This window comes from Helicobacter pylori (assembly GCF_001998165.1).
GTDB lineage: Bacteria > Campylobacterota > Campylobacteria > Campylobacterales > Helicobacteraceae > Helicobacter > Helicobacter pylori_DL.
In genome coordinates this window covers 1-26,375 of sequence record NZ_MTWR01000030.1, presented here as the reverse complement: position 1 = coordinate 26,375, position 26,375 = coordinate 1, and the positions used below count along the sequence as shown (strand labels likewise).

The following is a 26,375-nucleotide window of genomic DNA, read 5'->3' as shown; positions in this document are numbered from 1 at the left end:
TACAGCTTTATAAAGAGCGGTAGTTAGAGGGATTATTTCAAAAACCCCCTTTAAGAAAACAACTTTTAAAATCTAAAACAAAGTAGTCAAAACCTTATTTTTAAAAAACTAAAGCTTTAATTTTTAGTTTTAAAAATCCTTTTTAATAAGCCCTTTTTTTGCTCATTTTTTAGAGTTTAATCAAATTTAAAAAAGTTTCAAAATAGAAAACTCACACTAACAGAGAGCCAAGATGGATTGAAACATTTGATCTGTAGTGTCCACTATCAATTTTTTAAGACTCCTTGCTGTTTTTTTAGATAGCGTGTTTTCAATGATTTCACTTGCGCGCTTTGGTGTTGCCCGTAAAAAAGTTTTTTATGAATTGAAAGGCATGCTCATTTTGGCTAATTTAAAGGCGCTTTAGCTAGCGGTTTTAAAATCTTTGCTAGCTCCTAAAGTGAGCGTATCAGCAGCAAGGGATAACGCGCTTTCGTTTAAAAATCCAATGAAAGATTAAAGAGAGTTTTATCATTCTTTATAGGATTTTATAAAGTTGTAGTAATAAAATTTTTTGTTATTTTTCCTTGTTAAAAAATGCTTTTGAGTGTTTTTACAAAAAGTTAATATTCTATACAAAATGATCCTTATGGGCAAAAAACACTTTTTTCAAACTAGAGACATAGGGGCGAATAAAAAAGTTGATGATCTCTTTGGAAGTGCGAGTTTAGGAAACTGAAGAAAAAAATGATCAAGGCTAAACTTATCACACCCAACAATAAAAAACGCTCTTTTGACAAGCGAGAAGTTATTGCAGGTAAGCGTGGCTTATGGGACTTTATTGCTTACCACCTAACACCGTAAAACCCCTAGCTTTAGCTATAGGGAATATGTCAAATTTCACTCAATATTCGTATAAAGCGCGACCACATCATCATCGTCTTCAATCCTATCCAATAATTTTTCGGTAAGCTCCATTTGTTCGTCATTCAATTCAATGGGCGTTGTGGCGATGCGTTGCAAACCCGCTTTTAAAATGGGCAATCTCAAGCTTTCAAACCCCTCATTTAAAAGCTTGAAGCTGTTATAATCCCCCCTAATAATGATCTTGTCTCCCACTTCTTCTAATTCTTCCAAGCCATAATCAATGAGGGCGAACTCTAAATCTTCTAGGCTGAGTTTTAAATTTTCCACTTCATTTTTCAAGCATTCAAACACGCTTTTCCTATTAAACATAAACTCTAAAGAGCCATTAGGCACGATGCTCGCTCCTTGCGTTTTGTTGAAATAGCTTTTAAGGTTGGCGATCGTTCTAGTGGGGTTATCAGTCATGCATTCCATAATGATTAACACGCCAAAATTCGCCTTACCCTCATAAGTGATTTCACTCAAATTCCCCTCTTTACTGCTCGCTCTTTTAATCGCTGCGTCAATATTGTCTTTAGGCATGTTTTGCGCTTTAGCGTTTAAAATCGCCGTTCGTAGTTTGGCGTTCGTGTCCGGCTCGCTCCCGCCCTCTTTTGCCGCTAGAGTGATCGCTTTGGCGAGCTTGGGGAAAACCTTACTCATCTTATCCCATCGTTTTTCTTTAGCCGCTCTTCTGTATTCAAACGCTCGTCCCATTCAATTCCTTTGTAATAAGTTAGCCATTTCTTTGGCATGATAGCTAATAATCATATCCGCTCCCGCTCTTTTAAAACAAGTCATCGTTTCTAATAAAACGCTTTCATAGTTGATCAGGTTGTGTTTTTGCGCGAGTTTGAGCATGGCGTATTCCCCGCTCACATTATAGAGCGCTAAAGGGAGCAAAGTGTGATCTCTGATTTCTTTAACAATATCCAAATACGCCAAAGCCGGTTTCACCATTAAAATATCCGCACCCTGTTTTTCATCTTCTAAACTTTCTAAAAGCGCTTCTTTTTTATTAGCGTAATCCATTTGATAGCTTTTGCGATCGCCAAAACTCGGCGCAGAGTTTGCCACATCTCTAAAGGGCCCATAGTAACTGCTCGCAAATTTAGTGGAGTAGCTCATGATGGGCGTGTGGGTATAGCCGGCCTTATCTAGCGTTTTTCTCAAGCTTAAAACATTCCCATCCATCATGTTGCTTGGGGCTAGAATATCCACACCGCTTTCAGCCAAAATAAGCCCTTGAAGGTTTAAAATCTCTAGCGTTTTATCGTTAGACACAGAAGCGTTTTCTAAAATCCCGCAATGCCCATGGTCGGTGTATTCGCAAAAACACAAATCCGCTATAACGATTAAATCCTTGAATCGTTTTTTAACCTCTCTAGCGGCTTTTGCGACAATGTGATCTTTATTTAACGCATGGCTTCCTGTAGCGTCCTTATGTTTAGGAATGCCAAACAATAAAACGGCTTTGATGCCTAAACCCACTAATTCTTCGCATTCTTTTAAAAGAGATTCTACGCTCATTTGATAAACGCCAGGCATGGAGTTGATTTCATTTTTAATACAACTATCGCTCTCTATGACAAATAAGGGAGCGATGAAATCATCAATATTCAGACGCGTTTCTTTTAGCATCGCTCTTAAGTTTTCGCTGCTTCGTAATCTTCTCAATCGTTTGAACATGTTCTCTCTTTATTGTTTTTCTTTAACCCCACAATTGGCTTTTTCTATCCCCTTCATTCCGCTCACCTCTCTCAAATTTTCGGGGGGGGGGGGGGTAGCTCTTCATCATCTTCTTCTAAATCGTAAAAATGATTAAAAACGCAATCATGGATAGTGAAACAAATTCTTCCATTGCCGTAATGATAGCTCAAATTCAATCCCATAGCCTCTAAAGCGTTTTTAATGATATACATGCCTAACCCAAAACCATGGGCTTGGCTGGGGTTAGAAGATTTGAAGTAGGGTTGCAAATATTTTTCAAAATCTTCTTTTAAAGGTTCGCTTTTATTGGACACCACTAAATCATTTCCTATGAAATCCAAAAACACCTGTTTGTCATCGCTGTATTTGATCGCATTATCTACCATGTTTTTTAACGCTATAGAAAACAATTCAAAATCCGCTTCAATGATGTAATTGGAAGAGGATACATGGATAGGGCTTTTTTTATTCTCATCAATTAAAAGCATTTTTTCAATCTTGTCTATCAAATCGCTCATTAAAAATTTTTCTTTATTGCTCCCATAATTTTTGGAAGCGAACTGCTCAATGCGGGCAAATTGCTCAATCAACATGTTCAAGTGATCAAATATAGATGAAAAGCGTTTGTAAGGCAGCTCTTCTTTGAGCATAGAGCTTAGTATCTTGCCCTTAGTGATAGGGGTGCGTAATTCATGCATGATGGAGCGCAAAAATAAAACCCGAGATTCATTCATCGCATTGATTTTTTGGATGCAATTGTCAAATTCGTTAGCCAGATCCCCTATTTCATCTTTTTGCTTGCTTTTACAACTCACGCTTTTATCCCCTTGAGCGAAGCGTTTCACTTGAGATCTCAACTCTCTTAAGGGCAATAAACTCTGCAAAACAAATAAAAAAAGGAATAAAATCAATAATAAACCCACCATAATAGATAAGAAATAATTCCTATAAGAAACCGAATGCAAATCTTTATAAAGCACAAAATGCTCATCCTTTTTTAAAAGGATAAAAACCATATCGTTGAATTTAAACACTTCAGCATACCCAATATTCCTATGGTGCAACTGGTGGCGTCTTTTGGCTAAAACCTTTTCTAAATTTTCCATTGTGGTTTCTTTAAAACCAATTTTATAGAGGTAATCTTCTATGGCTCTATAATCAGAGTAGTTATTTAAAATTTCATTGATGGTGGTAACAAACTGATAATGACGCATTTCGTTTTGATAGTTTTCATGATTGATTTGAGAAGACACGAAATAGTAAGCGAACGCTCCAAAACTAAAGAGCGTTATCATAAACAAAGCGACAACTTTAAAAAAGATAGAAAAACGCAAAACCCCTTAACTCCTTATTAGAATGTCAGTATTCTAATTTATAGCCAATCCCTCTAACAGAGATGATATATTGCGGTTGTTTAGGATTTTTTTCAATCTTGGATCGCAAACGGCCAATGATCACATCAATGCTTTTATTAGAGCTTTCAGGGTTGATGCTCTCGCTTTCAATCGCAATGCTTTCACGGCTAAACACATAACCTTTTTTGCTAATGAGAAGCGAAAGGATTTCATATTCAGCCCTAGTTAAGTCTAGCTTTTTTTCATGCATATACACTTCTCGGCTATCCTTATCCACCCTAAAGATATTCGCATCGCCTGGCTCACTCACTTCTTCTTTTTTATGAGAACGCCTGAGCAAGGATTGGATGCGAGCTAGTAATTCTTTAGGATCATAGGGTTTAGGGAGGTAATCGTCAGCCCCATAATCTAGCGCTTTAATCTTATCTTCCACATCGCTTCTTGCTGAAGAAATAATAATAGGGATATGTTTTTGTTTGGAGATGCGTCGACACACTTCAAGCCCGTCTAAATTAGGCAAAGTCAAATCCAACAACAACAAATCATAATTTTGTGTGTTAGCCGCACTAATGCCGGTATATGGCTCATCGTAATTGGTTACATGAATGCCATGTTGGAGCAAAAACTCGCTCAAAAACTCGGCTAATTCTATATCATCTTCTATCATTAAAACTTCTATCATACTTCAATTAACTCCTTCAATGATTTCTACAACTTTAAAAACGATTAACTTTGTTAATGTTTTAAGGGCTTGATTCTAGCATTTTATTACTAAAGATACCTTAAAGATGTCTTAAAAATAAAAATTCAAAACATTATCATAGTTATTAATGGGAATTTAAGGCTTTGTTTTCATGGAATATTAAAAATTAAAAAGCACTTTGAGTGTTTTTTACCCTCAAAAGAGCCTGCGTAAGCAAGCGATAATTTCTTATTTTAGGGGGGTTAAAAGGGGGAGAATGATTTCAAAATACCTCTATCCCCTTTAAGGAAATGGGTTTAAAATAAAGTAACTAAAACCCCATTTTTTAAAATTAAAATAAAATTTCAGCGTCAGTATTTAATTAAAACAAAACTTTATTTTTGCATGCTACTTTGTGTTTTCTCGCTCCAAAGATTCCAATCGTTTTTCAAGCACGCTCAATTGGTATTGCAAGAAACGCGCCACTAAATCCAATCGCTCTAGGGCTTCCTTTTCTTCTAAAGCTTGCATGCCTTTCAATAACACTAAGGTTCTTTCCAGTAAGTTTTTTAAAAAAACCCGCTCGCTTGAAATTGGCGCTTGCGTGGGGGTTTCTAGCGTGATTTCTTCTGTAATGATTCCTTTTGCTTCTTCTTTTTCTTCTGTATTTTCTTCTGTATTTTCTTCTGTGATTTTTTCTTGGGTTTCTATTTTAGCAGCGTTTTTTGGCTCTAAAGGGGTGTTTTGAGGGTTTGGGGTGTTTTGCAAATAAGGGGGTGTTTTGAAAAAAGAGGGCGTTTTTTGCGCCGCATCAAAGTTATTATCAATCGTTTTAGCCATTTTTTCAATTTCATTAAGGGTTTCTGAAATAATGTTTTTCAATTCCATTCTACCAGCCATTTTTCTAAATTTTCAACGCTCAAAAAATCCCCTTTGATAAAATTCAAATAGTGCCGCTCTAAGATTGCATCGTGCTTGAAAGGAGTGCAATTTTTTTGGATTTTTTCCAAACGCTTTATTTGTTTTAACGCCTCTGCATGGTCAGGGGTTTTTTTTAAAATATTAGTATAAATTTGCAACGCTTCTTCAAAAAACCCTTGTTCTTCGTAAATATGAGCGAGCGTGATGGTTTCTAAGGGCATGCGTTTCTCTTATTTTTAATACCTAATCTCTAAACGCCATTTTTAGACTCTACTTGGGTGCGTAAAAAACTAAAAGCCGGCAAAGGCGCGGGCAATCGCACCAAATTCACATTCCCGCTATGGATAGTTTCTAACTCGGTGTTATTTTCTAAAAGGATTTTATAAAGCACTAGATAGTAGCGTTTGTCAAAGGTATAAATCTTGCCAATTTCATTGACTACGGGCGTGATAGCCGCATTTTTGGGGGCGATGATTTCATAAGCTATGTTAGTGGTGGTGGTGAATTTGCATGCAAAAAAGCGCCCATCTTCTGTGATTTCGCCATTGACTTGAAAATCCCCTTCGCTAATGGCTGTTTGGTGGTTTTGAGTATCCAACCTTTCAAAAGGCCTTCGCATCAAATAGCCGTCCGTAAAACCCCTGTTTTTAAGCGTGTTCAATTCGCTAGCATAAAAACTCGGCTTTAAGGTGTTATGGTAAAAATCATCAACCGCCAAACGATAGATGCGCGTGGTTTGTGCGGCGTAGTAACTGGACTTGGTGCGCCCTTCAATCTTAAGCGCGCTAATGGCGTTGGAGCTTAAAATTTCAGCGATATGACCAGAGAGATTCAAATCTTTAGCGTTAAAAATATGCGTGCCTACGCCCTCTTCTTCAACCAACCTCATCATCACGCCGTTATCAGGGTTTTTCACATAATATTCATAATCAAACCGGCAATCATTCGCGCAACTCCCTCTATTAGGCACGCGCCCCTTTTGTAAAGCCGAAATCAAGCAACGCCCTGAAAAGGCAAAGCACATGCTCCCATGCACAAAGATTTCTAATTCTAAATCGGGTAAGGCTTTTTTAATTTCAATCGCATCATTCAGGCTCAATTCCCTAGCGCACACGATGCGTTTAACCCCTAAATCATAAAACACTTGCGCATCGAGCAAATTTAAGACATTCGCTTGCGTGGATAAATGGATGGGAATATGCGGGGCGATTTTTGAAGCGAGCTTGATGACACCAGGCGCAGCGATAATGAAAGCGTCTGGCTCTAGCTCTGCCATTTTATAAAGATGCTCTTCTAAAAGTTTGAGCTGTGAATTGAAAGGGAAACCATTGATGGTTGCATAGACTTTTTTATCCAAGGCATGGGCGTAATCAATCCCTTCTTTAAAGGTCTCTAAAGTGAATTCCTTGCTAGCGCGATTGCGTAAAGAAAAATGGCTCACCCCCCCATAAACCGCATCAGCCCCATAGTTGAGAGCGATTTTAAGTTTCTTTAAATTACCGGCTGGAGAGAGTAATTCAACTTGATTCAAAACTACTTGGCTCCAAAAGAAGCGATCAAAGCTTCAATATCATCAGCACTGGCTAAATCTTTGTCGTCATCGCCGGTGATAAAAGTCGCTGAACTCACGCGCTTAGAATCATCAATTTTGCCCTCAAAAAGCGAATTCATGTATTGGCTGAGCGCTCGCATGACATTAACCACTCGCTCAATTTTTTGGCGGTGGATGTCTTGAAACTGCATAATATCCATCGCTTGCATGGAGCTATCAGAGCAATTGGTGGCCTCTTCTTCAATGCTCTTAAGGGCGTTTAGGATTTCTTGTTGCTCATTGAGCGCGGTTTTAAAAGATTCAACATGGGGGAAATGACCATGCAAATTGTCAAAAATTTCCTGGTGTTTTTGCAAAGGTTCTTGGATTTTTTTAACCATTTTAGCGATCTTTTCAGCGCTAGCTCCGATCAAATCCAATTGATCAAAAATTTGCGTGGCTTTCACTTCAGAATCTCTTGTAACATCGTCTAATTGATGCACGACCTTATGCTCTTCAGTGGGGGGAGGGGGTGGCCATTCATTGGGGCTAATCTTGCCGTATTTTTCAGCGTCCTCTTTTTTGACGGTCATTTTTTCACTAGAACCGGAATTCTCTTTACTCTCTTTAGGCTCTTCTTTAGTTTCTTCTTTAGCCTCCTCTTTGGCCTTTTCTTTAGCCTCTATGGCTTCCAAGTTTTCCAAATCGCCACCATTCATCAAAGCGTCTAATTCTTCTTGTGTCATTGTTGTTCCTTGCCAATTGGTTTTAAAAAGCGTTTTTAACCATAATTCCTAGCTGTCATTTTAGCGCACTTAAGCTTTAGCAATCAAAACGCCCTCTAAAATCGCATCAATATCGCCATCTAGTATCGCTTCCACATTGCTATAAGCGGTGTTGGAGCGCGCGTCTTTGACTTGCTGGTAGGGGGCTAGGACATAGCTTCTTATTTGATGCCCCCAACCAATCTCGCTTTTTTCTTCATTTTTGGCGCTGCTTTGTTGCTTTTCTAATTCCAATTCGTAAAGCTTGGATTTAAGCATTTTTAACGCGCTCGCTTTGTTTTTATGCTGGCTCCTGTCGTTTTGGCATTGCACCACAATGCCGGTAGGAAAATGCGTGATCCTAACCGCGCTTTCTGTTTTATTGACATGCTGACCGCCTGCCCCACTGGCTCTGTAATAATCATAACGGACATCTTTTTCATCAATTTCTATATCAATATCATCGTCTAATTCAGGGCTAATTTGCACGCTCGCAAAACTCGTGTGCCGTTTGGCGTTCGCATCAAAGGGCGAAATCCTTACAAGCCTATGCACCCCGCTCTCGTTTTTCAAATAGCCATAAGCGTTTTCGCCCTTAATGATAAAGGCGACCCCTTTAATGCCCGCTTCTTCGCCATCTTGGTAATCTAAAATCTCGCTTTTAAAGCCCCTTCTTTCTGCCCACCTCAAATACATGCGATATAAAATACTCGCCCAATCCTGGCTTTCAGTCCCCCCCGCTCCAGGCTGAATGGTGATAATAGCGTTTGAAGCGTCGTTTTCACCGCTTAGCATGATTTCAATTTCCACTTTTTGCACGCTGTGTTCTAAAGTAGGAGCCTCTTCATAGAGTAAGGATAAAGTAACCTCATCGTTATCGTTTTGAGCGAGTTCAAACAATTCTACGCTTTCATCTAAAGAATTTTTCGTTTTTTGATAGGTTTCTAGCAAGCGGTTCAGGCGCACTTTTTCTTTATTGGTGTCTCTAGCCTTTAAGACATCTTGCCAAAAATTAGGGTCTTCTTGCTCTTTTTCAATGCGTTCTAATTCTTGTTTGATCTTTTCAGGCTTGATGATTAAAGCGATATTATCGCATTTGTTTTGCAAGCTTTTTAACAATTCGCTATAGGTGTAGTTATCCACAAACAGAACCTTTATGAGTGGGGTTTTAAACCTATCATTATAGCATTGTTAAAAGCCATTTTAATTTTCAAACCTTAAAATTTCAATTTCGCCCTGAACCAATCCCACTCCTTCATCAATTAGAGCGATAGAATCCACTTGAGCAAGGGCTTGAATCGCTCCTGATTCATAGCGGTTGTTATTATAAGGAATGAATTGGTGGTTTGAATAGTTGCCTAGGATTAAATGCGCGCGTTCGCCTTTAAGCTTTAAAGGGGCATTGATTTGAGCCTTAAAGGGTTTTAATTTAAAATCTTTATTTAAGGATAAGCGCTCCAATAAGGGTAGAATCAAAACTCGTAAAACGACTAAGCAACTTAAAGGATTACCCGGTAAGCCTATAATAATGCTTTGATTGAGTTGGGCTAAAGTTACCGGTTTTCCAGGTTTGAGATTGACTTTTTCATAATAAAAAAGGGCGTTTCTTTCTTTCAAGGCGTCTTTAAAAAAGTCTTTATCCCCTACGCTCACCCCCGCGCTTGAAAGGATGACATCATAGCCTTGCAATTCAAGTATTTTAAGCTGTAAATTTTTATCATCTTTTAAAACCCCTAGAAAATGCGTGTTGTAGTTTTTAAGCATGTTAAAAACACTCACTGAATTGACATCATAAACTTGGCATTCTAGGGCGTTTTGCCCTAAAGGCACTAATTCATCACCGCTGCTAAAGAGAGCGATTTTTAATTTTCTAAACGCTTTGATTTCTTTTAACCCTTGAGAGGCAATGAGCGCGATATGCCCGTAATTCAAACGGGTATTTTTAGGGACTAACACGCTGTTTAAAGAAGCGTTTTCGCCCTTTTGACGGATATTGGCGTTTATTTTAAAATCTTTGGGAGCTAGGGCGGAATTTTTATGGCTTTCTAGCATGCATTCTATAGGGATAATCGTTTCTATTCCCTTTGGCACCATCGCTCCAGTCATGATTTTAACGCATTCATTTTCTTTAACTTCTAAAGCGCTCACATCATCTCCGGCAAAAATGTGTTGGATGACTTGAGTTTTTTGACCTAAATCTTGCATTTTAAACCCATAGCCATCCATTGCGCTTTGATTGAATTTAGGCAAGGCGTGAACGCAAATAATATCCTCTGCCAAAATGCGCCCTGCGCTTTCAAACAAAGAGACAACCTCTATTTCTAAGGGTTTTAAGGGAATGCTAGAATGGATTTTTAGGGCTTCTTTAAAACTAATCATATTGATCCTTTAAAAGATTTTGCTAATGGCGCTAAAGGCCAAGCTGATTTCTTCTTTAAAACGCCCCATGATAGCCGAAGCGATTAAAATAATGCCCACAAACCCGATCGCAATTTTAACCGGAAACCCGATAGCGAGCAGGTTGAACTGAGGATGGGTTTTCATGATCATGCCAAAAATAATATCGCTCAATAACACCAAGCATAAAATAGGGAACGCCATAGAAAACCCTATGACAAACAAGTGCGAAAAGGCTTTGACAATGTTTTTAGCTAATTCTGGCTCAAAGACAAATCGCCCTAAAGGGACGGCTTTTAAGCTGTGATCTACAAATAAAATGATTTGATGGTGGAACGATAAATCCAATAAAATTAAAATCGCTAACAATAAAAGGGCTTGCCCCACAATGGGTTTTTGCGATCCTGAAATGGGATCATAAGCGCTCGCCATGGTAAGCCCCATAGAAAAGCTAATGCTGTCAGTGGCAAACACTAAGCTCGCAAAAACGATTTGTAAAAAGACAGACGCGCACACCCCTAAAAACAGCTCGCACAAGCAAGCGATAATAAAACCCTCTGGCGTGTAAGTGGCGCTTGAAAATTCTAAAGTGGGGTAAAAAATCGCGCTCACATACAAGCTCAAAGCCCCACGCACCGACAAAGGCACTAAATGGTTTTCAAAAAAAGGGAAAAAAGACAGCACGCCACTAACCCTTAAAAACAACAAGAAAAAATCCCTGACATGGGGGGTGCTAAGCTCTTGGAGAAAATCTAACATTCTTTTTCTTTAAGGATAAAAAAGTAGTGCGCTAGCATTAGGGTTTGCAACAAGGTGGCAAAAAAATTAAAAAAAGGGATTAAGGAAAAAAGATAGCAAAAAAACGAGAAACGATAATGCTTTAACCGGTGCTGTTTGAGTAAATTTTGATAGCTTTGATAATTAAAAATCATGCTGGCTATATCCAAACTCATGGTGTTTTTGAAAAAAAGAAAATGCGGGACTATAGAAAAAAAGACCCCAAAGACCCCTATAAAGGGAATGAAATAAAGGGGCGTTAAAACCGCTAAGAATAAAAGCATAAAAGCGAGCGATTTTAAAAAATATTTAATAGAAAAAAGGATAGAGCCAAATTCTTCTAAAACGACATGGGGATAATATTTTTGGTGCAAATAAGAGACCACTAAAGGGGTGTAAAAAATAGACGCAAAAATATTGATGACTAAACTCAAAAGAATCACGATCCAAAAAATAAGAAAATACACTAACGCTTTAAAAACCCATGCGAACACACCAGCAAAAAAGCCTTGAGAATGGGAATAATCATTCAAAGATTGCGGTAATAAAGTTTGGCAATAACCCACAATACTCCCGCCATTGTAGTAAAAAACAGCTCCAAAAAACGCCAAACTCAAAAGGATAGGGCCAAGATTGATTAAAAGCATTCTAACGCTTAAAAAATCATTAAAGCTTTTTTTAAGGATAGATAAAGACAAAACCATAACTTGAAATCCTTCTCGCTTTGATAGGGTAATTTAAGCACAAAGTCCCTTAATCTTACATAGTAAACTTATCAATATGAGATTGGCTAAAAGAGTATAGAAGTTATTTAAGATGGGATAACATGCAGTAATAAATACATTATGGGGTAAAACAATACCATCAATATCCAAGGACACAAAACGATTACAACAACAATGGTAAATACAATATTCATTATTGTTTTATGAAATTTTGAATCTTCTTTAATATCCTTTTCTTTCCAAAAAGAATAAAACTAACACCAAAAAAGATAATCAATATTATTACAACATCTGAGGCGAACATTTTTACCCGCTTTGAATGGAATGAATAACTTTAAGCATTTCTTACCCCTCAATGTGAGTTTTCTATAATTATGATAGCTGATTTTGTTTTAAATTTGCTATAATGTGAATTTAATGATGAAAATTAGTTTAGAGTGGAGAACACACAATGAAAAAAAATATCTTAAATTTAGCGTTAGTGGGTGCGTTGAGCATGTCGTTTTTGGTGGCTAAGCCGGCTCATAATGCGAATAACGCTGCACATAACACGAAAAAAACGACTGATTCTTCAGCAGGCGTGTTAGCGACAGTGGATGGCAGGCCTATCACCAAAAGCGATTTTGACATGATTAAGCAACGAAATCCTAATTTTGATTTTGACAAGCTTAAAGAGAAAGAAAAAGAAGCCTTGATTGAGCAAGCTATCCGCACCGTGCTTGTAGAAAATGAGGCTAAGGCAGAAAAGCTTAATCAGACTCCAGAATTTAAAGCGATGATGGAAGCGGTTAAAAAACAGGCTTTAGTGGAATTTTGGGCTAAAAAACAGGCTGAAGAAGTGAAAAAAGTCCAAATCCCAGAAAAAGAAATGCAGGATTTTTACAACGCTAATAAAGATCAGCTTTTTGTCAAGCAAGAAGCCCATGCTAGGCATATTTTAGTGAAAACCGAAGATGAGGCTAAACGGATTATTTCTGAGATTGACAAACAGCCAAAGGCTAAAAAAGAAGCCAAGTTCATTGAGTTAGCCAATCGGGATACGATTGATCCTAACAGCAAGAACGCGCAAAATGGCGGCGATTTGGGGAAATTCCAGAAAAACCAAATGGCTCCGGATTTTTCTAAAGCCGCTTTCGCTCTAACTCCTGGGGATTACACTAAAACCCCTGTTAAAACGGAGTTTGGTTATCATATTATCTATTTGATTTCAAAAGACAGCCCTGTAACTTATACTTATGAGCAAGCCAAACCCACCATTAAGGGGATGTTACAAGAAAAGCTTTTCCAAGAACGCATGAATCAACGAATCGAGGAATTAAGGAAGCACGCTAAAATTGTTATCAACAAGTAGATGAGGTGTTATCATGTTAGTTAAAGGCAATGAAATCTTATTGAAAGCCCATAAAGAAGGTTATGGGGTAGGGGCGTTTAATTTCGTGAATTTTGAAATGCTAAACGCTATTTTTGAAGCAGGAAACGAGGAAAATTCTCCGCTTTTCATTCAAGCGAGTGAAGGAGCGATCAAATACATGGGGATTGATATGGCGGTGGGCATGGTGAAAATCATGTGCGAACGCTACCCGCACATTCCTGTAGCCTTACACCTAGATCATGGAACGACTTTTGAAAGCTGCGAAAAAGCCGTGAAAGCGGGTTTCACTTCTGTGATGATTGACGCGTCTCATCATGCTTTTGAAGAAAATTTGGAATTGACTTCTAAAGTGGTCAAAATGGCGCATAACGCTGGAGTGAGCGTGGAAGCGGAGCTGGGGCGTTTGATGGGGATTGAAGACAATATTTCAGTAGATGAAAAAGACGCGGTGTTAGTGAATCCTAAAGAAGCGGAGCAGTTTGTCAAAGAATCTCAAGTGGATTACTTAGCCCCAGCCATTGGGACAAGCCATGGAGCGTTTAAGTTTAAGGGCGAGCCCAAATTGGATTTTGAACGCTTGCAAGAAGTCAAAAGGCTCACTAATATCCCTTTAGTTTTGCACGGAGCGAGCGCGATACCGGATGATGTGAGGAAATCTTATTTGGACGCTGGAGGCGATTTGAAAGGCTCTAAGGGCGTGCCTTTTGAATTTTTACAAGAATCCATAAAAGGGGGGATCAATAAGGTTAATACCGACACGGATTTAAGGATCGCTTTCATCGCAGAAGTGCGCAAGGTGGCCAATGAAGATAAGAGCCAATTTGATTTGAGGAAGTTTTTTTCTCCGGCCCAATTAGCGCTTAAAAATGTGGTCAAGGAGCGCATGAAACTTTTGGGTAGCGCTAATAAAATTTAATCAACAAGGAAAGAGTGTAACATGGCAATTGGGATGAGCGAGCTCAAAAAGGGCTTGAAAATTGAATTGGGCGGTGTGCCTTATAGGATTGTAGAATACCAGCATGTCAAGCCCGGCAAGGGCGCGGCTTTCGTGCGTGCGAAAATCAAGTCGTTTTTAGATGGCAAGGTGATTGAAAAGACTTTCCATGCGGGGGATAAGTGCGAAGAACCTAACCTAGTTGAAAAAACGATGCAATACCTTTATCACGATGGCGATACATACCAATTCATGGATATAGAGAGCTATGAGCAAATCGCTTTAAACGACTCTCAAGTGGGCGAGGCTTCTAAATGGATGCTAGACGGTATGCAAGTGCAGGTTTTATTGCATAATGACAAGGCGATTTCAGTGGATGTGCCGCAAGTTGTGGCTTTAAAGATTGTGGAAACGGCTCCTAATTTTAAGGGCGATACTTCCAGCGCGAGCAAAAAACCAGCGACTTTAGAAACCGGTGCGGTCGTGCAAGTGCCTTTCCATGTTTTAGAGGGTGAGACGATTAAGGTGAATACGGAAACAGAAGAGTATCTTGAAAAAGTGAAATGAAATTATCTTTTTACTGAGCTAGTGCTTTAGACACAGCCTTTTTGTCATAAGGGGTATTATCAGCCCCCTTATTTGAACTTTGTTTAAAGTGCATGTGAAATCTGTAGTTAAAAATTATTTAAAATGGATTGACTTTTTTTATTGATCATCAATAAAAATATTCAAAGGCATTTTTTAAGATTAAACATAAGAGATTGATTTAATCAAACGGATAACCTCTTAAAAAGCATTCTTTGGGGGTTAGGGGATAAAAGAGAGAGAATTTTACCCCATTTAAAAGAGTGTGGGTTTAGGCATAATGAGAACTTGCACCGAGTTTTATTGAAATAGATACAAAAAATCCACTTAAGTTATTTTGACCCTAATTTATTTTGCTACAATCATAAAGCAGAAGATAGTTGGCGGATAAAATGAAACAAGAAATAAAATATCAAATAGGCTTTACAATACTATAACCATGATGGCGTTAAGAGTTTAAATGAGCAAATATAATTGCATAGATTTATTTAGTGGGGCTGGCGGTTTATCATTGGGCTTTGCGAATACAAATAGATTTAATATTTTAGCCCACATTGAATGGGAAAAACCTATGGTTACTACACTGAGAAATGCTCTAATCAAACGCTTTAAGATCAGTGAAAAAGAAACAAAAAAAAGAGTTATCAAATTTGATATTCAAAAAACTGATGAATTGATAAATGGCTCTTGGAGTGATGAAACTCTTAAAATTTATGGATCTGATAATGATGAAAGCGTTAGCCAATTTGGGCTAAATGGCGTAATTAGTGGTAAAAAAATAGATGTTATCTTTGGCGGTCCTCCTTGTCAAGCTTATTCTCTTGTGGGGAGAGCGCAAGATAAGCACTCTATGAAATATGATTATAGGAATTATCTTTTTGAAAGTTTTGTTAAGATAGTTGATTATTACCAACCACAATGTTTTGTGTTTGAAAATGTTCCTGGCATGCTTAGTGCAAAACCGGGTAATCAATTTGTAAAAGACAGGATTTATGAAGCTTTTTCAAAAATAGGGTATGAAATTAAAAAACCAAATGAAATGAAAGAGATAATCTATTCTAGCGATGATTACGAAGTCCCACAAACCAGAAAACGAGTGATCGTATTTGGCGTTCGTAAAGACAATAAAGAATGGTTATTCAAATTTTATCAAAACCTAGACAATCTCAAATCAAAAAACCCACCGCTTACCGTTAAAGACGCTATTGGCCATTTGCCCAAGTTTAGACCGCTCAAAACGCCCCTAAAAATCAATAATAAAAACATTTCTCATGAACTTATTGGCACAAATAATTTGACACAAAATTTTCCACGATATAATAATTTACGAGATTTAAAAGCGATGAAATTTTGGATTGAAAACAACATGAATAACGCTTCCGCAAAAGAAAAGCTTGACTTTTACACTAAGATTACAGGAAAAGTCTCAAACCATAACAAATACAGAAATTTAGAATGGGATAAACCATCGCCAACCTTAGTGGCGCATTTGCAAAAAGATGGTTTTATGTTTATACATCCAGAAGCCGATCAAAGCCGCTCAATCACCATAAGAGAAGCAGCGATTTTGCAGACTTTTCCTAATGATTTTGAATTTATCGGATCACAAGCGGCTTGTTTTAAAATGATAGGCAATGCAGTGCCAGTCAATTTTGCCACAAATATAGCCCTAGCAGTGGCAAAGGTTTTAGATGAAAAAAACTAATATAAATATCTTAATAGCTTGTGAAGAAAGCCAAAGAGTGTGCAATGAATTTAGAAAGCTTGGTTTCAACGCTTATAGTTGTGATTTATTAGAGTGTAGTGGCGGGCATCCTGAGTGGCATTTTAATTGCGATGTTTTTGAAGTGATTGAAAATAAAGGCGGTGTTTTGCAAAATGGCAAACATGCAAAAGTTTCGCAATGGGATATGATGATAGCGCACCCGCCTTGCACTTTCTTGGCTGTTAGTGGAGCAAAGTGGTATTACCACCCTAAAGATAAAGATTTGCCCGTAGAGCAAAAAAGACCTCACCCCAAATTCCCAAACCGTGCAAAAGACAGAGAAGAAGCTTCAAAATTCTTTATGGATTTAGTGGATGCAAAAATCCCTTATATTGCAATAGAAAACCCTATTGGTATAATGAATACAAGATACAAAAAACCCAATCAAATAGTCCAACCTTACCACTTTGGCGATAGCGCATCAAAAAAGACTTGTTTGTGGCTTAAAAACTTACCGCCTTTAAAACATACAAACATCGTTGATCCTGGCGAGTTTATAGAATTTAAAAGCGGTAAAAAAATAGCAAAATGGTATAGCGATGGACTGACTAAAACAAAATCAGCTAAAGAGCGTCAAATTTGGAGGAGTAAAACATTTCCAGGGTTTGCAAAGGCGATGGCAGAGCAGTGGGGGGAGTTTGTAAAAAACGAGGTGTTTAAAAAGGTGAAAAATGAAAGTTTATTTAAGGAAAATTGATAACCAATGCATCAACAAGCAAATTAGTATTACAAGAGGTATTTTAGAGCATTTTTTTGATAAAGCCAACGACCAAGACGAAGTAGATATGAGTGGTATCTTATCTAACTATAGTGATAAAGTTAGCATCCTCTTAGCAACAGACCCTAGACTTGGTGGAGGCATTAAGAAAATCATCAGTGCAGAAGTTGATAAAATAAAAGAAAACCGATCAAACTATGAATTAAATGTTGATGATATTCTGCTTTTTACTTACATATCTTATAAAAAATACACATTAGAAATCATTTTACCAGCTGATACAAGATACAATGTTTTAAATGGCTTAATCAATAATAGCAAGCATTTATTGGTTTTTAGCAAGAATGAAACGAGAACTTTAGATGATGGTAAAATAGATGAAAGCGTTAGAATAGATGGGGGAAAAAATATCATCCTTTATGGTGTTCCTGGTAGCGGCAAAAGTTATACTTTGCAAAGAGATTATTGCAATAATAGCGTGGTAGAAAAGATAGTGTTCCATCCTGATTATTCTTATAGTGATTTTGTGGGACAGATTATGCCAAGTGTAGATGATAGCGGTATCGTTAGTTACAAATTTAATCCTGGACCTTTTACAAATATCCTTAAAAAAGCGTATCATAACCCACAAACTAAGCATGTTCTAGTGATTGATGAAATAAATCGTGGTAATGCACCTGCCATATTTGGAGAAATTTTTCAACTTCTTGACAGACTAAAATATGACAAAGATGGCTTTAAAAAAGGTTCTAGTGAGTATGCTATCAATAATATGGATATTGCCAATATTGTCCATAACGATAAACATGCAAGTATAAGAATCCCATCAAATTTATGGATAATCGCTACAATGAATACGAGCGATCAAAATGTATTCACACTAGATACTGCGTTTCAGCGTAGATTTTCTATGCAACTCATTGAAAATTCCTTTGAAAATGTTGATGATGATTTTAAAAATATGAAAATTTTAGATACTGATATAACTTGGCAAAAATTTTGCACCACCATCAATGAAAAAATAGCTTCAAATAACGAGGGGCTGAGTTCTATGGAAGATAAGCGATTTGGCGTTTATTTTGTAAATATTGATGATCTAAAGAGCAAAGAAAATTTTGCACATAAAGTTATAAAATACCTTTGGGACGATGTCTTTAAATTTGATAGAAATATAATATTTAACACTATAAAATTTAATACACTTGAAGCTGTTGTAAAAAATTTTATCAAAGAAAAAGGTAGAACCCAATTTGATGTTTTTAGTGATGATATAAAAGAACTTTTATTCAATGTTTAATTTAAAAGAGCACTGTTTTACAGACAATGAATTGAACGACAATTTTGTAGGTATTAGAAGCATCAATAATGATTTACAAATTTGTTTCCCACTAGGATTTGATGCAGGCGATGATAAAAACATTAGAGCAGATGTAAAAAAGCTCATTTCTATTCTTTTAGAATACAATAAAACAATTGCATGTGAAAATTTGTTAAATAATAAAAATGAGATTATAAACTCAAATTTTCCACTCATAGCGTATAAAAATATCATAGAATATTTTTTATCGCATGGTTATTATGCAGAAAATAAAAGCTATTATGAAAATAACGCAAAAGGTAAAATCAATTTTTCCAAAACGATTAAGAAAAATAGACCTATTATTCAAACTTTTAACAATAAAAACTCTTTTGTTTATACTCGTTTTCAAGTTAAAAGGAAGATGATAAATGAAAATGAATTGATAACAGCTATAAACAAATATTGTGTGCATGAAGCGTTTTCTAAATTTGGCTTTGTTTTTAGCTCGTTTATGCCACCAAAATTTAACCTACCCACTGATAAAAATTATTGCATTTATCTGCTTGAAAACAAGCTACACAACACCTTTAATGATGACAAGAAAATCCTTTTTCAATCCATGAAAAATATTCTTTTACAAGATGATAATATTTTGGATAAGACTGATTTTAAATTTGGAACATATCATTTTTATGTTGTTTGGGAAAGAATGATAGACAGAGCATTTGGTATAAAAAATAAAGAAGTTTATTTTCCTAAAACGAAGTGGAATTTGCGGTGTTCTAATCAAAACCCTGATTATTTATTGCAACCAGATAGCATCATGCTGTTTGACGATAAAATTTACATATTAGATGCAAAATATTATAGATATGGCATAAGTGGAGTTGCAAGCGATTTACCCAATAGTGCATCCATAATAAAACAGATTGTTTATGGCGAATATGTGGCAAAACTAGAAACAAAAAAAGAGGTTTACAATATCTTTTTAATGCCATTCAACAGATTTAACAATCCGCTAAAATTGAGCAATATTTTTGAAAATATAGGCTTTGCAAATGGAGAGTGGAGAGACAACCTAAAGCAATATGAAAATATACAAGGAATTTTAATAGACACTAAATTTTTAATGCAAAACTATAATAAGAAATCCAATGATCTTTTAAAGTTACTAGCAAAAAATGTGAAAGAAACTAAAAATAATTTTTAAAAATTTTAATCAAAAATCAAATCTAAAACCATAAAACAAAATTGAAAATCCCATTTTTTAATCAAAACAAACCTACAATGAGCGTTCTATATCATCAGTGCTTAAAGGGGTGTTGGCTTTTAAGAATTTTGATGCCTTTTGGCCTAAAATTTCTTTATAGAATTTAGGGTGTAAGCCAAGGTTGGGGCGTAAGGCTTTGATATTATCGCTAGTCAATGCTTCGCCTTTTTGAATGTCCTTAATGACGAATAAAGAGCGCGCAAAAAATCTTCGCTCCTCTAAAGTCTTTGGATTGATTTTTGGCTCTTCTTCGCCTAAGGCTAAAACGCTTTGTTTGATGGCTCCAACCATGCTTTTAAATTCGTTAAAATCCATGCTAAAAGCGCTGTCTGGGGTTTGCAAGGATTTGTTTAAAATGAAATGCTTTTCTATCATGCTCGCCCCTAAAGTGGTGGCTAGAATGGGGCAAAGAGAGCCAATCGTGTGATCGCTCAAGCCAAATTTAACGCCAAAGGTTTCGCCTAATTTAACCATGCTCAACAAGTTAGCGTCTTCTAGTTTGCTGGGATAAGTGCTCACGCATTTTAAAAGGGTGATGTCAAAATTATTCACGCCTCTGCACAAAGAAATAGCGTCTTGCAATTCGGCGTGTGTGGCGATACCGCTAGAAAGGATAATGGGCTTTTGTGTGCGAGCGGCCTTTTCAATCAAGTCTAAATCAACGATTTCAAAACTAGCGATTTTATACATGGGGCAATCTAGGCTCTCTAAAAGCTCTAAAGCTTTTGAGCTAAAAGGCGAGCTAAAAATGCCTAAATCAAGCTTTTTAGCCAACTCAAACAATTCAGCATGCCATTCTAGGGGGGTAGAAGCCTTTTGATACAATCCATACAGATTTTCTTTATCCCATAAAGTGCCTTGAATGATGAAAGGATCTTCTTTAGAATCTAAAGTCATGCAGCTTGGCGTGTAAGTTTGGAGCTTGACAAAATCCGCGCCGCTTTCCTTAATGGCATGAAGGCTTTCTTTGGCTAGGTTTAAATCTTGGTTATGATTAGCGCTCAATTCAGCGACAATTTTAGGGCGTTGTAACATTTTCTTATTTTTCCTTAATTAAAGATTCTTTTTCCAAGCGATAGACTTGAGAGCAAGTGAAGGCTAAATGCTCATCATGCGTGGCTAAGACTAACGCCCCTTCGTTTTCTGTAATGTAATTTTGCAGCATGCTGATGACTTGATTAGCGCTAGTGGTGTCTAAATTCCCGGTGGGTTCATCAGCGATAATGATTTGGGGTTTTTTAGAAAGCACTCTGGCGATGCTTAAGCGTTGTTGCTGGCCGCCGCTCAATTCACCCACGCCTTGTTTTAGGGTGTGGGCTATACCTAATTGTTCTAATATAGAATGATTTATTTCTTGCTTGGCTATAATTGAAGCGACTTGCAAATTTTCTAAAGCGCTAAAACCCTTAAAAAGGTAATGCGATTGGAAGATTATGCCCACTTTTAAGCGCCGTAATTCCAAAAGTTTTTTGGAATTTAGGGCATAAATATCCTGGTGTTCTAACAAACTGATCGTCCCGCTATCCGGTTTTAGCATGGTGGCTAGATGGCTTAAAAGCGTGCTTTTACCGCTCCCGCTCACGCCTAAAATCGCTAGGCTTTCTTTGGGCTTGATGTGTAAATTCACGCCATTATAAAGAGGCTTTTCGAAAGCATGAGAAATATTAATCGCTTTAATCATTATCGTTTCCTAAAAAGAATATCGCCTAATAAACTAGGGTTTAGAATGTAAGAAGTTGAAAAGTTCGCACTGTGCAAGATGATTTTATCATAACGCCTTGCATAGTATTTTAAAAGCGTTTTTTGTAGGGTGGGTTCAATGCTTGGGCTAAACCATGCGTTATTGCTCATCACTATAAAAATTTTTGAAGGGCTGTTTGAATAAGCGGGTTTGGAGGTGCCTTCATAGCAAATCAGGGGGCGAAAAGTAAAATCGTCTAATGTAAAATCGCTGAAACTAGAAGCGTTGCGGTATAGATAAGCGCTCTCGCCAAAAAAGAGCTTTTCAAGGGGTTTTTGAAGAAACTTGGGTAAAGGCATCGTCTCGCCAAAGGGGGCTAAAACCACTTTATCAGCGATCTGAACGCCCTCTTTAGAAAATAAAAACGAGCTGTTATAAAGGCTATAGCCTTGGGTGCGTAATGTCCCTATTAAAATAGCAATATTATTGCTTAAATCTTCTAGCTTGGCTTTAAAGGGGGAATTTTCTAAAGCGATAGGGTAGGCGGTCTCTGGAAAAACAATCAAGGTTTTTTGCTTGCTTTGAGCGAGTTTGATTTCTTTAAGGATGTTGTTTTCAATATTGTTAAGGTAGTTTGAGTCAAATTTCAAATCTTGGGGCGTTCTTGTGGAAACTAATTCAACATTTCCAACCTCTTTTAAATCGCTTGTTTTAAAGAAATGAAAATCCAACGCGCCAAGCAGCAATAAAACCGCTATGATCCCGTATTTTTTAAGATTTTGAGCGCTCAAAAAAATGCAAGCTAAAAAAACAAGCCCTAGCGATAATTTATCCACTCTAAACACGCTATAAGAAAAAAAGCTATCCGGGACTAACCAATCAAATCCAAAGGGGTGGATAAAACCAGAGCCTAAAAAACTCAAAAGCCTGAAGTAGGGGTTTTCAAAATAGAGCAGCAAATAAAATAAAACCCCATAAACTAACGCTACTAAAACAATGATTAAGGGTAATAAATAAGTGAAATCCGAGTAGCGAAAACTTAAAGCGCACCAGTAAAACAATAACGCCCCCACGAAAAACCCCAAAGCAAAAGCGCTATTTCTAGGGGTTTTTAAAAACGCCAACATGCTTAAAGGGGCTAATAGGCTTGTGAGCATGATAGTGATATAAGGGTTTTCAATCGCATAAGCGTCTAAAACAGCGTTCACATACACGCTTGAAACAAACATGCATGCTAATAAAAAAGCGTTTTGATTGAACAGAATAAGACGCATGGCTAAATTTTGAAACCTTGAGATTGTTTTAGTGTATTATAGCTATATTTTAATTTAAGAATTTTAGATTGATTTTTTTAAGGGTAGTTTTTTTTAAGTTGTGTTATTATTTTCAAATTTCAAGTCTAAAGAGCGTGAATTGGCATGATTTAAGAGTGATGGGTGTTTGTTTTAAGACGCTATGACTATCTTTATGCGAGATATATGAGAGAAAGGTTTGGGTTTAGGGTTTGAACTATATTGATTTGGCGTTACTTGTGGTGGTGGTAGCCTTTGGGATTAGGGGGTTTTATCATGGCTTCGTGAGTGAAGTGGCGGGGACTTTAGGGATTGTGCTTGGCGTGTATTTGGCGTCTCGCTATTCTGTGGCTGTTGGGAATTTATTTTCACAGCATTTGTATGATCTAAGAAATGAAACCATGACCAATCTCATTGGTTTTTTATTGGTGTTGGCGTCCATTTGGGTGTTTTTTTTAGCTCTTGGAGTGTTGCTAGGCAAGGTGTTAGTCTTTAGCGGTCTAGGCATTATAGACAAGGCGTTAGGGTTTATTTTTTCATGTTTGAAGACTTTTTTAGTGCTTTCTTTCATCCTTTATGCGCTCTCTAAAATGGATTTAATGAAAGACGCTAACGCCTATTTGCAAGAAAAGAGTGCTATTTTCCCCACCATGAAAAGCGTCGCTAGTAAGATCATGCGTCTTGATGGCGTCAAACATGTGGAGAAAAACCTTAAAGACAACCTTGAAGAAATGAGCGATGAAGTCAAAAATAAAGGATCTATTGATAACGCCAAAGAATCTTTTAATAAGGCTACGGATAAGGGCGTAGAAGCTTTAAAAGAAAAGGCTAAAGATTTGCCTAAAAACATGCTAGAGCCAAAACACAATAAACCCAACCAAACCCCACCAATCCCAACCCCATCTAATAAAGAACCCCTATAAAGGCACAACATGTTTTCTAACCAATACATCCAACAACGCATCCATAAAGCCAATAGCTTGAGAGAAGAAGGCAAAAATCCTTATAAAAATGGCTTGAAACGAAGCCTAACCAACGCCGCTTTTTTAGAAAAATACGCTTATGTTAAGGATTTAGAAGAGCCTAAAGACAAAGAAAAACGCGAGAGTATTGTAGGGAGGGTCAAGCTTTTGCGTTTAATGGGTAAGGCATGTTTTATTAAAGTTGAAGATGAAAGCGCGATTTTGCAAGCTTATGTTTCGCAAAATGAATTGAACGATGAATTTAAAAGCTTGAAAAAGCATTTAGAAGTGGGCGATATTGTGTTGGTGAAAGGATTCCCTTTTGCTACCAAAACCGGTGAATTAAGCATTCATGCCCTAGAATTTCATATTTTAAGCAAAACCATTGTGCCTTTACCTGAAAAGTTTCATGGATTAAGCGATATAGAATTGCGTTACCGCCAGCGCTACTTGGATTTGATCGTCAATCCTAGCGTTAAAGATGTGTTTAAAAAGCGCAGTTTGATTGTCTCTAGCGTGCGGAAATTCTTTGAAATGGAAGGGTTTTTAGAAGTGGAAACCCCCATGATGCACCCCATTCCTGGCGGGGCGAACGCAAGGCCTTTTATCACTTATCACAACGCTTTAGAAGTTGAAAGGTATTTGAGAATCGCTCCAGAATTATACCTCAAACGCTTGATTGTGGGGGGTTTTGAAGCGGTGTTTGAAATCAATCGTAATTTCAGGAATGAGGGCATGGATCACAGCCATAACCCCGAATTTACGATGATTGAGTTTTACTGGGCGTATCACACTTATGAAGATTTGATTGAACTCAGTAAGAGATTGTTTGACTACTTGCTAAAGACTTTAAATTTAGATTCAAAAATCATTTACAACGATATGGAAGTGGATTTCAACCAAACGAGCGTGATTTCTTATTTGGACGCTTTAGAAACAATAGGGGGCATTAGCAAGGGCATTTTAGAAAAAGAAGACAGGCTTTTGGCTTATTTGTTAGAGCAGGGCATTAAAGTAGAGCCAAACCTCACTCATGGCAAATTGCTCGCTGAAGCGTTTGATCATTTTGTAGAGCATAAGCTCATTAACCCCACTTTTGTAACCGAATATCCCATTGAGATTAGCCCTTTAGCCAGACGCAACGATAGTAACCCTAATATTGCTGACAGGTTTGAATTGTTCATTGCAGGAAAAGAAATCGCTAATGGCTTTAGCGAATTGAATGACCCATTAGATCAACTAGAGCGCTTTAAAAACCAAGTGGCTGAGAAAGAAAAAGGCGATGAAGAAGCCCAATACATGGACGAAGATTACGTGTGGGCCCTAGCTCATGGAATGCCCCCCACTGCAGGGCAAGGCATAGGCATTGACCGATTAGTGATGTTACTCACTGGAGTTAAAAGCATTAAAGATGTGATTTTATTCCCAGCGATGCGTCCTGTTAAAAACGATTTTAATATTGAGAGTGGAGAATAATGGCGTATTTTTTAGAACAAACGGATAGTGAAATTTTTGAATTGATCTTTGAAGAATATAAGCGGCAAAATGAGCATTTAGAAATGATAGCGAGCGAGAATTACACTTTTCCTAGTGTTATGGAAGCTATGGGAAGCATTTTAACCAACAAATACGCTGAAGGCTATCCTAACAAGCGCTATTATGGAGGCTGTGAAGTGGTGGATAAAATAGAAAGCTTGGCCATAGAAAGGGCTAAAAAGCTTTTTAATTGCCAGTTCGCTAATGTGCAAGCGCATTCAGGCTCACAAGCCAATAACGCTGTCTATCACGCCCTTTTAAAGCCTTATGATAAGATTTTAGGCATGGATTTAAGCTGTGGAGGGCATTTAACGCATGGCGCTAAAGTGAGTTTAACCGGCAAGCATTATCAGAGCTTTTCTTATGGCGTGGGTTTGGATGGCTATATTGATTATGAAGAGGCGCTAAAAATCGCTCAAATCGTTAAGCCAGAAATCATTGTGTGTGGGTTTTCAGCCTATCCAAGGGAGATTGATTTTAAGAAATTCAGAGAAATCGCTGATGAAGTGGGGGCGTTACTACTAGGCGATATAGCTCATGTGGCAGGGCTTGTAGTCGCTAATGAGCATGCCCATCCCTTTCCGCATTGCCATGTGGTTTCAAGCACCACTCATAAGACCTTAAGAGGGCCTAGAGGGGGGCTTATTTTAACTAATGATGAAGAGATAGCGGCTAAGATTGATAAAGCGATTTTTCCAGGGACTCAAGGCGGGCCTTTGATGCATGCGATTGCTGCTAAAGCGGTGGGGTTTAAAGAGAATTTAAAACCAGAATTTAAAGCTTATGCAAAATTAGTGAAATCTAACATGCAAGTTTTGGCTAAAGTATTAAAAGAAAAAAACCACAAATTAGTGAGCGGTGGCACTTCTAACCATTTGCTTTTAATGGATTTCTTGGATAAGCCTTATAGCGGGAAAGACGCTGATATTGCCTTAGGGAATGCCGGGATCACCGTGAATAAAAACACCATTCCTGGCGAAACGCGCAGCCCTTTTGTAACGAGTGGGATAAGGATTGGCTCAGCGGCATTGAGCGCAAGGGGCATGGGAGCTAAGGAATTTGAAATCATAGGGAATAAAATATCAGATATTTTGAATGATATTAATAATGTTAGTTTGCAATTGCATGTGAAAGAAGAATTGAAGGCCATGGCTAGTCAATTCCCTGTGTACCACCAACCCATTTTTTAAGGGAGCATCTAACTAATACAAAA

25 protein-coding genes and 2 pseudogenes are annotated in these 26,375 nt (G+C 37.4%); 11 read left to right on the top strand and 16 right to left on the bottom strand.

Annotated elements, in window-relative coordinates:
* Window positions 1-637: 637 nt before the first annotated feature.
* A pseudogene (locus tag BZK24_RS09960) lies at window positions 638-828 on the top strand (hypothetical protein); the annotation flags it as partial.
* 51 nt (window positions 829-879) lie between these two features.
* On the opposite strand, the gene BZK24_RS04215 reads toward BZK24_RS09960, so the two are convergent.
* The 13 genes and pseudogenes from BZK24_RS04215 to BZK24_RS09600 form a co-directional block, all read right to left on the bottom strand.
* A complete protein-coding gene (locus BZK24_RS04215; RefSeq protein ID WP_077656676.1) occupies window positions 880-1,602 on the bottom strand; it encodes a YebC/PmpR family DNA-binding transcriptional regulator in 723 nt (240 codons plus the stop codon).
* Window positions 1,603-2,574: a porphobilinogen synthase gene (hemB, locus tag BZK24_RS04210; RefSeq protein ID WP_077656675.1), complete on the bottom strand. Its 972-nt coding sequence runs from the start codon at window positions 2,572-2,574 to the stop codon at window positions 1,603-1,605. It lies immediately after the preceding gene.
* A gap of 71 nt (window positions 2,575-2,645) precedes the next feature.
* Window positions 2,646-3,929 (bottom strand): acid-sensing histidine kinase ArsS, encoded by a 1,284-nt coding sequence (gene arsS / locus BZK24_RS04205; protein WP_143424375.1) that lies wholly within the window; start codon window positions 3,927-3,929, stop codon window positions 2,646-2,648.
* Window positions 3,930-3,954: 25 nt separating this feature from the next.
* Complete coding sequence (gene arsR, locus BZK24_RS04200; RefSeq protein WP_000573710.1) at window positions 3,955-4,632, bottom strand: acid response regulator transcription factor ArsR; 678 nt, start codon at window positions 4,630-4,632, stop codon at window positions 3,955-3,957.
* 408 nt (window positions 4,633-5,040) lie between these two features.
* Complete coding sequence (locus BZK24_RS04195) at window positions 5,041-5,520, bottom strand: CiaD-like domain-containing protein (RefSeq protein ID WP_171972395.1); 480 nt, start codon at window positions 5,518-5,520, stop codon at window positions 5,041-5,043.
* Window positions 5,511-5,774, bottom strand: a complete 264-nt coding sequence (locus BZK24_RS04190; RefSeq protein WP_077656673.1) for a tetratricopeptide repeat protein — start codon at window positions 5,772-5,774, stop codon at window positions 5,511-5,513. Before BZK24_RS04190 ends, BZK24_RS04195 begins: the two co-directional genes overlap by 10 nt.
* 29 nt (window positions 5,775-5,803) lie before the next feature.
* On the bottom strand, window positions 5,804-7,084 hold the full coding sequence (locus BZK24_RS04185) for a peptidase U32 family protein (protein ID WP_077656672.1): 1,281 nt from the start codon (window positions 7,082-7,084) through the stop codon (window positions 5,804-5,806).
* A 2-nt stretch (window positions 7,085-7,086) separates the two neighbouring features.
* On the bottom strand, window positions 7,087-7,830 hold the full coding sequence (gene cheZ / locus BZK24_RS04180) for a protein phosphatase CheZ (protein ID WP_077656671.1): 744 nt from the start codon (window positions 7,828-7,830) through the stop codon (window positions 7,087-7,089).
* A 69-nt stretch (window positions 7,831-7,899) separates the two neighbouring features.
* Window positions 7,900-8,991, bottom strand: a complete 1,092-nt coding sequence (gene prfB / locus BZK24_RS04175) for a peptide chain release factor 2 (protein WP_003014059.1) — start codon at window positions 8,989-8,991, stop codon at window positions 7,900-7,902.
* 60 nt (window positions 8,992-9,051) lie between these two features.
* Entirely contained in the window at window positions 9,052-10,227 is a 1,176-nt protein-coding gene (locus BZK24_RS04170) for a molybdopterin molybdotransferase MoeA (RefSeq protein WP_077656670.1), read from the bottom strand.
* Window positions 10,228-10,236: 9 nt separating this feature from the next.
* The gene (gene fliR, locus BZK24_RS04165; protein ID WP_077656669.1) at window positions 10,237-11,004 is read right to left on the bottom strand and encodes a flagellar biosynthetic protein FliR; all 768 of its coding nucleotides are present in this window, start codon (window positions 11,002-11,004) and stop codon (window positions 10,237-10,239) included.
* A complete protein-coding gene (locus BZK24_RS04160) occupies window positions 10,998-11,726 on the bottom strand; it encodes an EI24 domain-containing protein (protein ID WP_077656668.1) in 729 nt (242 codons plus the stop codon). Before BZK24_RS04160 ends, fliR begins: the two co-directional genes overlap by 7 nt.
* 107 nt (window positions 11,727-11,833) lie before the next feature.
* Window positions 11,834-12,051 (bottom strand): annotated as a pseudogene (locus BZK24_RS09600) (hypothetical protein).
* 147 nt (window positions 12,052-12,198) lie between these two features.
* Between BZK24_RS09600 and cbf2 the strand changes: the two are divergent.
* The 7 genes from cbf2 to BZK24_RS04120 all read left to right on the top strand — a co-directional run bounded on the left by cbf2 (window position 12,199) and on the right by BZK24_RS04120 (window position 19,631).
* A complete protein-coding gene (cbf2, locus tag BZK24_RS04150; RefSeq protein ID WP_077656667.1) occupies window positions 12,199-13,098 on the top strand; it encodes a peptidylprolyl isomerase CBF2 in 900 nt (299 codons plus the stop codon).
* Window positions 13,099-13,111: 13 nt separating this feature from the next.
* Entirely contained in the window at window positions 13,112-14,035 is a 924-nt protein-coding gene (locus BZK24_RS04145; protein ID WP_000960439.1) for a class II fructose-bisphosphate aldolase, read from the top strand.
* Window positions 14,036-14,056: 21 nt separating this feature from the next.
* Window positions 14,057-14,620, top strand: coding sequence for an elongation factor P (gene efp / locus BZK24_RS04140; RefSeq protein ID WP_000974266.1), 564 nt, complete (start codon window positions 14,057-14,059; stop codon window positions 14,618-14,620).
* A 478-nt stretch (window positions 14,621-15,098) separates the two neighbouring features.
* A complete protein-coding gene (locus BZK24_RS04135) occupies window positions 15,099-16,343 on the top strand; it encodes a DNA cytosine methyltransferase (RefSeq protein WP_077656666.1) in 1,245 nt (414 codons plus the stop codon).
* The gene (locus BZK24_RS04130; protein WP_077656665.1) at window positions 16,330-17,100 is read left to right on the top strand and encodes a hypothetical protein; all 771 of its coding nucleotides are present in this window, start codon (window positions 16,330-16,332) and stop codon (window positions 17,098-17,100) included. Before BZK24_RS04135 ends, BZK24_RS04130 begins: the two co-directional genes overlap by 14 nt.
* Window positions 17,075-18,418: an McrB family protein gene (locus BZK24_RS04125; RefSeq protein WP_077656664.1), complete on the top strand. Its 1,344-nt coding sequence runs from the start codon at window positions 17,075-17,077 to the stop codon at window positions 18,416-18,418. Before BZK24_RS04130 ends, BZK24_RS04125 begins: the two co-directional genes overlap by 26 nt.
* Complete coding sequence (locus BZK24_RS04120; protein WP_077656663.1) at window positions 18,411-19,631, top strand: LlaJI family restriction endonuclease; 1,221 nt, start codon at window positions 18,411-18,413, stop codon at window positions 19,629-19,631. The genes BZK24_RS04125 and BZK24_RS04120 overlap by 8 nt, the downstream gene beginning before the upstream one ends.
* A gap of 72 nt (window positions 19,632-19,703) precedes the next feature.
* On the opposite strand, the gene pseI is transcribed toward BZK24_RS04120, so the two are convergent.
* Genes pseI through BZK24_RS04105 form a run of 3 tightly spaced genes read right to left on the bottom strand, consistent with a single transcriptional unit; the run spans window position 19,704 to window position 22,646 of the window.
* Complete coding sequence (gene pseI / locus BZK24_RS04115) at window positions 19,704-20,726, bottom strand: pseudaminic acid synthase (protein ID WP_077656662.1); 1,023 nt, start codon at window positions 20,724-20,726, stop codon at window positions 19,704-19,706.
* 4 nt (window positions 20,727-20,730) lie between these two features.
* Complete coding sequence (locus BZK24_RS04110) at window positions 20,731-21,372, bottom strand: ABC transporter ATP-binding protein (RefSeq protein ID WP_077656661.1); 642 nt, start codon at window positions 21,370-21,372, stop codon at window positions 20,731-20,733.
* Window positions 21,372-22,646: an apolipoprotein N-acyltransferase gene (locus BZK24_RS04105; protein WP_077656660.1), complete on the bottom strand. Its 1,275-nt coding sequence runs from the start codon at window positions 22,644-22,646 to the stop codon at window positions 21,372-21,374. The genes BZK24_RS04110 and BZK24_RS04105 overlap by 1 nt, the downstream gene beginning before the upstream one ends.
* Before the next feature lie 230 nt (window positions 22,647-22,876).
* Between BZK24_RS04105 and BZK24_RS04100 the strand changes: the two genes are divergently transcribed.
* From BZK24_RS04100 to glyA, 3 genes are read left to right on the top strand one after another with little or no spacing between them, the layout of a single operon-like run.
* A complete protein-coding gene (locus BZK24_RS04100) occupies window positions 22,877-23,587 on the top strand; it encodes a CvpA family protein (RefSeq protein ID WP_077656659.1) in 711 nt (236 codons plus the stop codon).
* Between the two features lie 9 nt (window positions 23,588-23,596).
* On the top strand, window positions 23,597-25,102 hold the full coding sequence (lysS, locus tag BZK24_RS04095) for a lysine--tRNA ligase (RefSeq protein ID WP_077656658.1): 1,506 nt from the start codon (window positions 23,597-23,599) through the stop codon (window positions 25,100-25,102).
* Complete coding sequence (glyA, locus tag BZK24_RS04090; RefSeq protein WP_077656657.1) at window positions 25,102-26,352, top strand: serine hydroxymethyltransferase; 1,251 nt, start codon at window positions 25,102-25,104, stop codon at window positions 26,350-26,352. The genes lysS and glyA overlap by 1 nt, the downstream gene beginning before the upstream one ends.
* Window positions 26,353-26,375: the final 23 nt, after the last annotated feature.